At 73.1% G+C, this 12,690-nt stretch carries 2 protein-coding genes; both read right to left on the bottom strand.

Annotated features, from left to right (window positions below):
* Positions 1 to 11 precede the first annotated feature (11 nt).
* Positions 12 to 1,712 carry an ABC transporter transmembrane domain-containing protein gene (locus ACFW47_RS24970; protein WP_386284196.1) on the bottom strand — a complete coding sequence of 567 codons (1,701 nt, stop codon included), beginning with the start codon at positions 1,710 to 1,712 and terminating at the stop codon, positions 12 to 14.
* Positions 1,699 to 12,642: an amino acid adenylation domain-containing protein gene (locus tag ACFW47_RS24965; protein ID WP_386307177.1), complete on the bottom strand. Its 10,944-nt coding sequence runs from the start codon at positions 12,640 to 12,642 to the stop codon at positions 1,699 to 1,701. Before ACFW47_RS24965 ends, ACFW47_RS24970 begins: the two co-directional genes overlap by 14 nt.
* Positions 12,643 to 12,690: the final 48 nt, after the last annotated feature.

Genomic DNA, 12,690 nt, shown 5'->3' with positions numbered 1-12,690 from the left:
GCTCCCGGAGGTCACCGGGCCACCGCCAGGCAGTAGCCCTCGTCGGCGGCCAGGAGGTTGCGGTGCGTGTCCTCGGCGGTGATGACGCCGTCGTCCAGGACGAGGACCCGGTCGGCCACGTCCAGCAGTGCGGGACTGCTGGTGATCACGACGGTGGTGCGGCCCCGGCGCAGCCCGGCCACATTGCGCGCGATGAGCTGCTCGGTCACGGCGTCGACGGCCGTCGTCGGGTCGCGCAGCACGAGGACGTCGGCGTCGGCGGCCAGGGCGCGGGCCAGGGAGAGACGCTGGCGCTGTCCGCCGGACAGGTTCGCGCCCCGGTCGCGGACGGGGTGGTCGAGGCCGTCGCGGTGCAGGGCGACCACGTCGGTCAGCATGGACGCCTCGACGGCCTCCGGGACCGTCCGGCTGGTGCCCGACGGGTCGATGTTGGTGCGCAGGGTACCCGCGAAGATCTCCCCGTCGTACGGATTGACCAGCAGTTGCGCGCGGACCGCCTCCACCGCCAGGTCCGCGACGTCCCGGCCCGAGACGCGCACCACCCCCTCGTAGGCGTCGGGCGGCACCCGCAGGGCGAGCACCGCCGCGAGGTCGGCGGCGGCGCGCGGCTGGTAGGCGGCGATCGCCACGAACTCCCCGGCCGCGACGTGGAACTTCACCTCGCGCAGGGCGCCGTGGCGCACGCGGTCGACCTCGAGCGCGCCGCCCGCGGCCGGCCGCTCGGTCCCCGGGGTCGTCACCGGCGGTGCGTTGAGCACCAGGGCCATCCGTTCGGCGGAGGCGCGCGCGATCATCACGTACTTCGGCATCTCGGAGAACAGTTTGAGCGGCTCCATGATGAACTGCGCGAGCCCCACCGCCATGACGAGTTCACCGATGTTGATCCGGCCCTCGAACGCCAGCCAGCCGGCCGTGAGCGTCACGGCGGCGGCGAGGACGGAGTTGAGGGCCAGCGCGGTGCCCGCGTAGACGCCGTTCACCTTCGCGACGGTGACGGCTTGGCGCTTCGCCTCCGTGCTGAGCTTCCGGTAGGACCGGAACGCCGCGTGATTGCCGCCGAAGCCGTGCAGCGGGCGCAGGCCGGTGATCAGATCGGCGACCTTGGCGCCGGCCCGCGCCACCCGGGCCTGCTGCTCCTGGGTACTGGAGCCGATCCGTCCGGACATCACGCTCAGGACCGTCAGGATCGCGACCGTCCCCGCGATCACGAGCACCCCGAGCCGCAGGTCGGCGAGCCCGAGGGCGACGGCCGCGATCAGCACCGCGACCAGCGAGCTGATCAGCAGCGGTACCACCTCGATGATGTCGGCGGTCTGGTCGGCGTCCTCGGTGGCGATGGTCAGAACCTCGCCGGACTTGAGGTCGACGTCCCTGGCCACCGGCTGGAGTCCGCACTCCGCCACCCGCACGCGCCAGCGGTGGGCCTCGGTGGTGTTGGCCTTCTGCAGGACGCGCATGCCGAACCGCCACGACAGCGACACCGTCGTGATGATCACCGCGAGGGCGGCGATCGACACGCCCAGCGAGCCGGGGCTCCGGTCGCGCATCGTGTGTTCGACGATGAGGCCGAGGGCGATGGGGAAGGCCGTCTCACCGGCCTGGTACAGGCCCATGAGGAACGTACCCCCGGCCATGGCGCCCACGTTCCGGCGCAACGCGGTCCGCAGGATCTCGGACCCCGGTCGGGGCCGCTTCGTGTCAGCAGTGGTCATCGAGGTGGCGCGCAATCGCTTCCGGTGTTCGCAGGGTGAACAGATCGCGGATGGTGATCACCGGACCGTACTCCCGGCGGAGCAGCCCCGTCAGCCGCACCGCCAGCATGGAGTGTCCGCCGAGGGACACGAAGTCGCTCACCGCGCTCACCTCGTCGTCGTCCAGGTCCAGTGCCTCGGCGAAGTACGCGCACACCGCGGTCTCGGTCTCCGTGAGCGGACCGCGCTCCCCCGCCGTCGTCAGCGCACCCAGCGGTCTGGCCTCGGGCAGCGCCTTGGTGTCGGCCTTCCCGTTCACGGTCAGCGGGATGCCGTCGACCCGCGCGTAGTGCGTCGGGCGCAGGAAGTCCGGCAGCCCGGCGCCCACTTCGGCGGCGACCTCCGCCAGGTCGGCGCCGTCCAGCACGAGGTAGGCGGCCAGCCGGTACACGCCGTCGACCTGCGGGTCGGGCTGGGCGACCGCGGCGACGAACCGCACCGCCGGGTGCGCCGCGAACACGGCCTCGACCTCGCCGAGTTCGACCCGGTGGCCCCGGATCTTGACCTGCTGGTCGGTGCGGCCCAGGTACGTCAGGTTGCCGTCGGGCCGCCGCACCACCAGGTCCCCGGTGCGGTACATGCGCTCACCGGGCACGCCGAAGGGGCAGGCCACGAAGCGGTGCGCGGTCTGCGCGGGCTGCCCGAGGTAGCCGCGCGCGATGCCGATGCCCGACACGTACAGCTCGCCGGGCACACCGTCCGGCAGCGGTCGCAGCCACGGGTCCAGGACGTACACGTCGGTGTTGTCGATCGCCACGCCGACCACCGGGTCGGGGCACTCGAAGGTGCCGACGCCGAGGGTGTTGATGGTGTACTCGGTGGGCCCGTACAGGTTGTAGCCGGCCGTCCCCTCCGTGTCCGCGAGCCGCTGCCACAGGGCCGGGGTGACGGCCTCACCGCCGAGCAGCACCAGCGCGGGCCTGCGCGCCGGATCGTCGAGCAGGCCCTCGGCGACCAGTTGCTGCGCGTAGGTGGGGGTCACGTTGACGACGTCGATGCCGTGCTCCAGGCAGTACGCGACCAGCCGGGGCGCGTCGCGGCGCAGTTCCTCGTCGCAGATGTGCACCTCGTGGCCGTCGGCGAGCCACAGCAGTTCCTCCCACGACATGTCGAACGCGAACGACACCGTGTGCGCGATCCGGAAGACCCGGTGCCCGTGCTCGGCCAGCACCGGTCCGAAGATCCGTCGTTGGTGGTTGACCAGCATGTTGGTCAGTCCGGCGTACTCGGTCACCACACCCTTGGGCTTCCCGGTCGAGCCGGAGGTGTAGATCGTGTAGGCGGGGTGCCGCAGCCGGTCGGGGTCGTCGGGGTCGAACGTCGTGAACGGGTCGGCCTCGGGAAGGGGGCGGTCCAGTTCGATCAGGTCGCCGGCCAGGCGGGGCGACACGGCGCTCACCGTGAGGATCACCTCCGGGCGGGCGTCGGCGACGATCGCGGCGATCCGCTCGTCGGGGTGGTCCAGTTCCAGGGGCACGTACGCGGCGCCGGCGCGCAGTACGGCGAAGAGCGCCACGATCGAGTCGAGGGAGCGCGGGACCGCGATGCCCACGGTCGTCTCGGGTCCGATGCCGCGCCGGACGAGCACACCCGCCACCTCGCGGCTGCGGTCCCGCAGCTCGGCGAAGGTCATGGCCGCACCGTGGGCGACGAGCGCCACCCGTTCCGGGTCGCGGTCCGCGGCCAGGTCGAAGCGGTCGACGACGGTGTCCGTGCCGACGTCCGTGCGGACGGCGGGAGTCGGCTCGGGTCCCGCACCCGGCAGTGCTCCGACCCGTCCGGTCGACCGCGCCAGGTCGTCGAGTACGCGCAGGTAGTCGTCGAGGAGACGGCGGGCGTGCGCGGTGTCGTGGTCGCGGTACTCCAGTTTGACGGTGAGCCGGTCGCCGGGGGTGACGACCCAGGTGAAGGGGTAGTGCGTGGAGTCGTCGGCGCGTACCGAGGTGATGCCGTGCTCGGCGTTCATCTCGGCGAGGGCGTCCAGGTCGAGGAAGTTCTGCAGCACGAACAGGTTGTCGAAGAGGGTGTCGTGCCCACTGGCCCGCTGGATCTCCCCGAGTCCGAGGTGCTCGTGCTCCATCGCCTCGATGCGGGCCGATTGCACGGCCGTGAGGTACTCGCGCACCGTGTCGCCCGGCCGTGGCCGCGTCCACGTCGGCACGGTGTTGAGCAGGACGCCGACGACGCCGGAGAGTCCCTCGCCCTCCCGGCCGGAGACGGTCACGCCGAACACGGCGTCCTCCCGGCCCGTACGGGCGCCCAGCAGCAGGCCGAACGCGCCGGTCAGCACCGAGTTGAGGGTGACGCCGTGGGTCCTGGCGGCCGCCCGCAGCCGGTCGGACCGCTCGGCGGAGAGCGTGTGCACGAGGGCGCGCGGCAGGTCGTCGGGAAGGTCGGGGGCCGGTCCGGCCAGCAGCGTCGGCCCGGACAGGCCGGACAGGTGCCCGGCCCAGAAGCGTTCCGCGACGGCGGTGTCCTTGGCGGCGAGCGACCGGGCGTGGTCCTCGAAGCCCGGAGTGGCCGGGGCCGGGACGGGGGGCCTCCCGTCCAGGACGGCCCGGTAGGCGTCGAACAGGTCCCGCAGCACGATCTCGCGTGACCAGCCGTCCCACAGCAGCAGGTGGTAGCTGAGCAGCAGTCCGTCACCGTCGTCGGGCAGGCGCACCACGGTGAGCCGGATCAGCGGTGGCGCCGCCGGGTCGAAGCCGGTGCTCCGGTCCCTGGCCCGCAGGGCCTCCACCTCCGCGTCGTCAGCCGCCTCGACCGTACGCACGTCGACCCGTCGGCCCGCCGAGAGGACCTGTACCGGGTTTCCGTCCGCGTCGGTGGTGAAGCCGGCGCCCGCGACGGGGTGCCGCGCGATCACGTACGCCATCGCGTCGGCCAGCGCGCCCGCATCGAGACGCCGGTCGAAGGTGAACCAGCTCTGCGCGACGTAGTGTCCGGCGGGGCCCGTCAGCTGGGCCTGGAAGAACAGGCCGCGCTGGAGCGGGGTGACCGGTGCCGTGCGCTCGGCCGTCGCGGCGGCGTCCGCGACGCGGGCCAGTGCGTCGTGCCAGTGCCCGGTGATCTCGTCCGGGACGCCCTCGGCGAGCGTGAAGGCCGCGTGCAGGCTGCCGGTGGCCTCGTCGGTCCAGGCGTTGACCTCGACGGCGTACGGGCTGCCCTGGTCTTCGGGCGTGAGGTGCGGTACGCGGGATTCGCCGCCCCGGCCCAGGTAGTTGAAGAGCACCTGCGGGCGCGCGGTCAGCAGGGGAGCCGTCTGCGGATCGAGGTACCTGAGCCGGCCGTACGCGACGTGCGCGTCGTCGTCCGGCCGGCGTGCGTCGGCCTCCTTCGCGGCCGCGAGGGGATCGGTGTGCGCCGTCAGCCGCACGGGCGCGACGGCGGTGAACCAGCCGACGGTGCGGGTGTAGTCGTGGTGCGGGAGGGCGGGCACCCGGCCGTGCCGCTCCAGGTCGATCGCGAGGTCGGTGGGCTCGAGCTGGACGCGGGTGAGTGCCGCGCGCAGGGCGCCGCAGAGCAACTCGGTGACGCCGATGCCGAGTGCGGCCGGTGCGGTGCGCGTCAGACGTTCGCTCACGTCGGGCGCGAGCACGACCGTGGTCTCGCGCCGTGTGCCGCCGTCGGGGAGCGGCGCGGGCGCCTGGAGCGTGGTGATCCAGCGGTCCACGTCGTCGGCCTCACGGACGGGCCGGGAGGCGAGGGCTCGGGCGTACTCGGCGTAGGGGGTGGTCGGTGCGGGCAGGGGCGCTCCGCGCATGGCGGTGGTCAGGTCGTCCTGCAGGATCAGCCAGGAAACCGAGTCGACGGCGAGGTGGTGGACGGTGACCACCAGGGTCCGGTTCGACTCCAGCCAGGAGAACGCGACGACGTGTCCGGACTCGGGGTCGAGCCGTCCTGCGGCCCCGTTCGCCGCGGTGGCGGCGTCCGAGTCCACCCGCTCGACGGTGACCTCGCGGGCGGGTCCGGTCCGCAGGGACCACACCCCGTGGTCGACGCGCAGCCGCAGCCGCAGGACCGGATGGGCGGCGACGACGGCACGGGCAGCGCGTTCGGCGTCGGCGAACCCGGTGCCCTCGGGCGCCGGTACCGCCCTGGCCTGGGCGAACCGGGCGAGCGAGCCGCCCAGTTCCCGCTGGCGCAGGATGATGGGCGTGGGCGGCAGCGGGCCGTCCTCGTGGCGGGCGGGTGCCTCCTTCGCCGCTGGTCGTGGATCGGCTCCCTCCGTCGCCAGGTGTGCGGCGAGCGCGCGGGGGGTCTTCCGGAGGAACACGTCCTTCGGGGCGACCGGAAGACCGAGGGCGCGGGCCCGGTTGATCACGGTGATGGCGACGATGCTGTCGCCTCCGGCGCGGAAGAAGTCGGTGTCGGCGTCGACGGGTACGCCGGGCAGGGCGTCGGTGAAGATCTCCACCAGGGCGTCGAGTGCGGCACCGTCCGGGCCGCCGGCCGCGCCTCGCGGCACGCCGTCGGGGCGTTCCCGCGCCGCGCGCTCGGTCAGTGCCCTGCGGTCCAGTTTGCCGTTGACCGTCAGCGGCAGGGCGTCGAGGGCGAGCACCCGTCCCGGCACCATGTACGCGGGCAGCTTCGCCGCCAGGGCCTCGGTGAGGTTGCCGGGTGCCCGGCCCACGACGTGGGCGATCAGGTGGTCGCCGCTGTCCGCGACGGTGACGGCCACGTCGGCCACGCCGTCGATCTCCCTGATCGCGGACTCCACCTCGCCCAGCTCGATGCGGAACCCCTTCAGCTGCACCTGGTCGTCGGCGCGGCCCGTGAACTCCAGCCCGCCGTCGAGCGTGCGGCGGGCGAGGTCGCCGGTGTGGTACATGCGGGAGCCGTCGCCCGTGAACGGGTTCGCCACGAATCGGCCCGCGGTGAGTCCCGGCCGTCCCAGGTAGCCGAGCGACAGCTGGTCACCGGCGACGTAGATGGCGCCCTCCTCCCCCGGCGGGACCGGACGGAGCCGGTCGTCGAGCAGGTGGGTGACCAGGCCGGGCAGCGGGCCGCCGATCGGGCTGACGTCGTCGCCGGTGGTGAAGTCCGCGTCGGTGAGCACGCGATGGGTGACGTGGACGGTGGTCTCGGTGATGCCGTACATGTTGACCAGTTCGGGCGAGCCGGTGCCGTGCCGGGCGACCCAGTCGCGCAGCCGCCCGAGGTCCAGTGCCTCGCCGCCGAAGACGACGCGGCGCAGTGCGGGCAGTGGTGCGCCGGCCTGCCGGTCGGCCTCCGCGAACCGGTAGAACGCCGACGGCGTCTGGTTGAGCACGGTCACCCCCCGCTCGCGGACCAGGCGGTGGAAGTCGACCGGGGAACGGGTCAGGCCGTACTCCGGCACGAGCAGTTCCCCGCCGTGCGCCAGCGCGCCCCACAGCTCCCAGACCGCGAAGTCGAAGGAGAAGGAGTGGAACTGGACCCAGACGTCGTCCGGGCCGAAGGCCATGTCGCGCCGGGTGTTCGCCAGCAGCGTCACCACACTGGAGTTCGGGACGACGACGCCCTTGGGCCTGCCGGTCGACCCGGAGGTGTAGATCACGTACGCGGGATCGTGCCACCCCGGTCCGCCGTCCCGGCCGGTGAGGTCTCCCGGCGAGTCGTTCCGCCGCGGTTCGATTCCCTGCGGCTCGTCTCCCTGGACGAGAACGCGCGCACGTACACCCGCCCGGGACAGCAGCCGCGTGATTCGGTCGTGCCGCTCCGCGTCGACCAGGACGACTTGGGGGGCCGCGTCGGCGAGGACGTATTCCAGTCGGTCGTCGGGATAGGACAGGTCGAGCGGCACGTACGCGGCGCCCGCGCCGACGGTCGCGACCAGGGCGACGACCTGTTCGACGGAGCGAGGGACGGCGACGGCGACCAGTCGGCCCGGCCCGGCACCGGCCGCGCGCAGTGCCGAGGCCGACGCGGCTGACGCGGTGGCCAGTTCGCCGTAGGTCAGGGACCGCCTGGCGCCGTCGAGGGCGCACTGGGTGACGGCGACGGCCGCGGGGTCGCGGCGCGCGGCGGCGTCGAACAGCCCGGCCAGGGTGGTCCGGATGACCGGTTCGGTCCGCCGGCTCCCCTCGGAGGTCACGTCGTCGACCAGGGCGTCCGGCCGGGTGAGCAGGCCGGTGAGGGTCCGGACGAACGTGCGCAGGAGCCCCCGGGCACTGTCCTCCCGCAGCAGTTCGCCGTCGTGGATCAGGTTGAAGCGCGGACGGCCGTCGGCCGTGCGTTCCGCCACCAGTGTCAACGGGTAGTGGGGTGCGCCCTCGTTCTCGACACCGGTGATGACCAGCGTGTCGTCCGGTCGCCGCAGAGCCTGGACGTCGGCCGCGACGTCGAAGACCACCAGGGTGTCGAAGAGGGTTCCGGTGCCGGCGGCGCGGGCGAGCGCGGACAGTGAGACGTGCTGGTGGGGCAGTACCGCGCTCTGGTGCTCACGGACCGAGGCGAGCAGTTCGCGGGCGGTGGTGGCCGCGGACCACCGGGCGCGCAGGGGGATGGTGTTGATGAGGAGACCCACCATGTCCTCGACGCCGGGCAAGTCGGCGTCCCGTCCGGACACCGTGGAGCCGAACACCACGTCGGTGCGGCGCAGGATGCCGCCCAGCGTCACCGCCCAGGCGCTGTGCACGGCCACGCTCAGCGGTACGCCGGCCGACCGGGCGGCCGCGTCGATGTCGTCCGCCGGTTCCACCGCGGTGTCGGCGAACCGGTCGGACGGGGTGTGCCCCTCGGCGACCAGTGAGGGGCCGGCGAGTCCGGCGAGCTGTTCGCCCCACACCCGGTCACCGAGCCCGTCGTCGCCTCGCGCGAGCCGGCGTACGTGGTCGGCGAAGCCGCCTGGCGGGTACACCGTCCCCGGCGCGTGGTACTCGGCGAGCAGGGTGCGGAGCATCGGCATCACCGACCAGCCGTCGGCGACGATGTGGTGAACGGTCTGCACGAGGACGTTCCGGCCGGGGCCCCGGCGGATGAGCGTGTAGCGCATCAGCGGGCCGGTGGCCAGGTCGAAGCCGGCGCGGCGGTCCCGCTCGGCCAGGTCGCGGATCTCGTCGTCGGTGATGCCGGGGCGGTCCAGGGTGGTGAAGGGCGCCTCGGCCCCGCCCTCCAGCACGGAGACCACCCGGCCGTCGGCGAGGGGCACGAACCTGGCGGCCAGGTTCGGGTGGAGCGTGAGCAGGCGGGTGGCCGCCGCCGCCAGCCGGTCGGCGTCCACCTCGCCTTCCAGGGTGAGCAGTTGCTGCTCGACGTAGCTGCCGGCGGAGTCGTCGTCGTAGACGGAGTGGAAGTACAGGCCCTCCTGGAGCGGGGTCAGCGGCAGGACGTCCCGCAGCGCCGGACCGTCCAGGGCGTCGACGTCGGACTGTGTGAGCGTCAGCGGGGCGAAGTCGCTGGGCGAGTGGCCGCCGTGCTCGAGGACGGCCAGCCCGTTCAGGGCCTGGAGGTAGTAGGCGCCGAGGGTGTCGATGTCCTCCTCGGTGAACGTTCCCTCGGGCCAGGAGAGGGTGGTGGCGAGTCGGTACCCGCCGGCCGGGTCGGGTTCGGCGATCGCGTTGAACTCCACGAGCCGCGGCAGACGCATCCTCGGGTCCCGGCGCTCGCCCAGCTGCCCGGTCGTGTCGGAGAGCTGCCAGTCGCCGGGCGCGCCCGCCTCGAAGCGGCCCAGGTAGTTGAAGAGCACCTGGGGTGCGGGGGCGCCGAACTCGCAGTCGGCGAGGTGGCGCAGGGCACCGTAGGAGACGCCGTTGTCCGGGACCCTGGAGAGGTCTTCCTTGACCGCCTTGAGCGCGGCGGCCAGGTACTCGGGGGTGGTGGGGTCGGCGGCCGGCCCGGGATCCACGGTCACCGGGAAGAGGGTGGTGAACCAGCCCACGGTTCTGGACAGTTCGGGCTCGAAGCCGGCGGCCGGCGTCACGAACCGCGGCTCGCGGCCGTGGCCCTCGAGTTCGACGTACGCGAAGGTCTGGTCCTGTCCGAGGTCGCGCCGTCGGCGGGCGAGGGCGACGGCGAGCGCGGTCAGCAGGACGTCGTTGACGCCCGCGTGGAACTTCGCGGGCGTCTCGCCCAGCAGCGCGGCCGTGGCCTCGGGGCCCACCGAGACGGTGCGGAGCCGTTCCCGGGCGACGGTGTCCGACTCGTTCAGTGCCCGCCTGCCCAGCGGCCGGTCCGGACCCGGCAGGGGCCGGCGGTAGTACGTGCTGTCCGCGTCGAACGCCGCTCGTTCCAGCAGCTGGGTCCAGCGGCGGAACGACGTGCCGACAGGGGGCAGTCCGACCGGCGCTCCCGAGGCGTACTGGCGCCACGCGGTGGCCAGGTCCTCCATCAGGATCCGCCAGGAGACGCCGTCGATCACGACGTGGTGGGCGGCCAGGACGAGCCGGCGGGCGTCCCGGTTCCACACGGCGCTCAGCATGGCACCGTGGTCCGGGTCCAGTCCGGCCGTGGCGAGGGCCAGGCATTCGTCGAGCGGCCGGTCGCTCTCCCGCCACCGGGGCGTGGAGCCGTCCGCCTCCGGGATGTCGAAGCTCCAGCGCTCGCCGCGCACCAGCCGGGCGCGCAGCATGGCGTGCCGCGCGACGAGGGCGGCGAGGAGCTCGCCGAGGGCGTCGGCGGTGAGTTCCGGCGGAGTGTTGAGGACCACCGACTGCACGAAGCCGTCGATGGCGTCCGTGGTCTCGCCGAGCCACTGCACGATGGGGGAACCGACCACGGGGCCGGTCGCCACATCGCGGTGGTCCACGACCGCGGTGTCCTCGCCGCTCGCCACCGCCGCGAGCGCCCCCAGGGTACTGTGGGTGAGGATCTGGCGCGCCGTGACGTGGAGCCCCGCCTCGCGCAGGGCGGCGAGCAGCGAGATCGCGAGGATGCTGTCTCCGCCTAGCTGGAAGAAGTCCTGGTCGACGCCGACACGGTCCAGCCGCAGCAGCGTGGCGACCGCCGCGCACACCGCCCGTTCCTTCTCCGTCGTCGGCGGCACGGTCGCGGTCGTCGTGAGCTGGGGTTCGGGCAGCGCGTGCCGGTCGAGCTTGCCGTTCGCGGTGAGCGGGAACTCCGCCAGGACGACTACGTGGGCGGGCACCATGTACTCCACCATGTGTTCGCCGGCCCACGCCTTGACGTCGGCGGCCCGCAGCGTCTCGTTCCCGGCGGCCGGGATCACGTAACCCACCAGGTAGGTGCCGCCTGCGGCGTTCTTCCTGGCGACGACGCAGGTGTGCCGGACGCCGGGGTGCTCGGCGAGTCCGGTCTCCACGTCCTCGATCTCCAGCCGCATCCCGCGGATCTTGACCTGGTTGTCGGCCCGGCCGAGGAAGTCCAGTGAGCCGTCGGGGTTGAAGCGGGCGAGGTCGCCGGTCCGGTAGAGCCGGGAACCGTCGTCGGCGAAGGGGTTCGCCACGAACCGGGACGCCGTCAGCCCCGGCGCGTTCACGTATCCGCGGCCCAGGAGGAAACCGCCGACGTACAGCTCGCCGCCGACACCGACCGGGACCGGGCGCAGTTCGTCGTCGAGCACGTACAGGCGCGTGTTCGGGTTGGCCTTGCCGATCGACGTCGACAGACGTTCGGCCGCCCCCCGGTAGACGACGTGGGAGACGCCGATCGTCGTCTCGGCGGGCCCGTAGCCGTGGTACATGGGGATGCCGAGCCGGGTGCGGAACCTTTCGTACAGCTCGGGGGTCAGCACCTCGCCGCCGCACCAAACGTGCCGCAGGCCGTCCAGGCGCCCGGAGTCGCCCGCGATCTCCAGCAGTACGTCGAGCATGGACGACACGAGGTAGGTGAAGGTGACGCGCTGCTCGGCGATGACGCCCAGCAGGTGGTGCGGGTCGCGCTCGCCGCCGGGGCGCAGGACGACCAGCCGGCCGCCGCAGACCAGGGGCAGGAAGATCTCGTTGACGGAGATGTCGAAGGACAGCGGGGCCTTGAACAGCGAGGCGTCGTCGGGACCGAAGCCCAGGATCTCGTGGACCTGCCACAGCAGGCGCTCGCTGATGGCCTCGTGCCGGATCATGGCGCCCTTGGGACGCCCGGTCGAGCCGGAGGTGAAGATCACGTAGGCCAGGGCGTCGCCGGGGAGGGGGACCTCGGGCGCCTGTGCGGGGAGTGCGCCGTGGCGCCAGTCCGCCAGGTCCACGGCGACCGCTTCCGGTTCGCCGGCCGGGTGCTCCCCCGAGGCGTTGAGCTGTACGACGACCCCGGCGTCCTCGATGACGGCGGCCCGGCGCTCGGCCGGCCAGTGCGGGTCGAGCGGCACGAAGGCGCACCCCGCCTGGAGCACGCCGAGCAGTCCGACGACCATGTCGGCGGAGCGCTCCAGGGAGACGCCGACCAGTTGTTCGGCCGTGAGCCCCCGCTCCACGAGGTGCTGTGCCAACTGGGCGGAGAATTCCGCCATTTGGCGGTAGGTCAGCGTCCGCCGTTCGTCGACGACGGCGACGGCGTCCGGCCTGGTCCGCGCCTGCTCGCGGAACATCGCCACCAGGGTCGGGCGGATGCGGTCGGCGCCGGTGTCGTTCCACCGGGCCAGTTGCTCCAGCCGCGACGCCGCGTCGGCCGGTGCGATGGTGCCGACGGGCCGGTCCGGGAAGTCGGCGAGGTCGTCCAGGGCGCGCCGCGCGTCGTCGGGTGCGACGCCCGGCGGCAGGAGGACGCTCCGGCCGTCCGTGCCGACGGGTCCGCCACCGCCGGCGGAGCCGCCGTTGTCGACCCAGCCGAGTACGTCGGGAAAGAGGGTGCCCGGTGCGAGGTCGATGCCGTCGGGGCTGCGGCCGGTGGCCCAGTACTCCAGTCCGATGGCGCAGGCCTCGGCGATGGTGCGGTCGGAGAAGTCGCCGGTGCGGCGGCGGATGCCGGCCAGTTGCTCGGGGGACAGCGGGATGTGACGAGCGCTCGGTTCCATCATCGAAGACTCAACGCCCCTTCCAAGGAATGAAGGCAGGCTAGCCTGACT

Origin of the sequence: Streptomyces sp. NPDC058796 (genome assembly GCF_042745235.1) — a bacterium.
GTDB lineage: Bacteria > Actinomycetota > Actinomycetes > Streptomycetales > Streptomycetaceae > Streptomyces.
The sequence above is the reverse complement of the archived record's forward strand: the minus strand, read 5'-3'. Positions and strand labels throughout refer to the sequence as shown.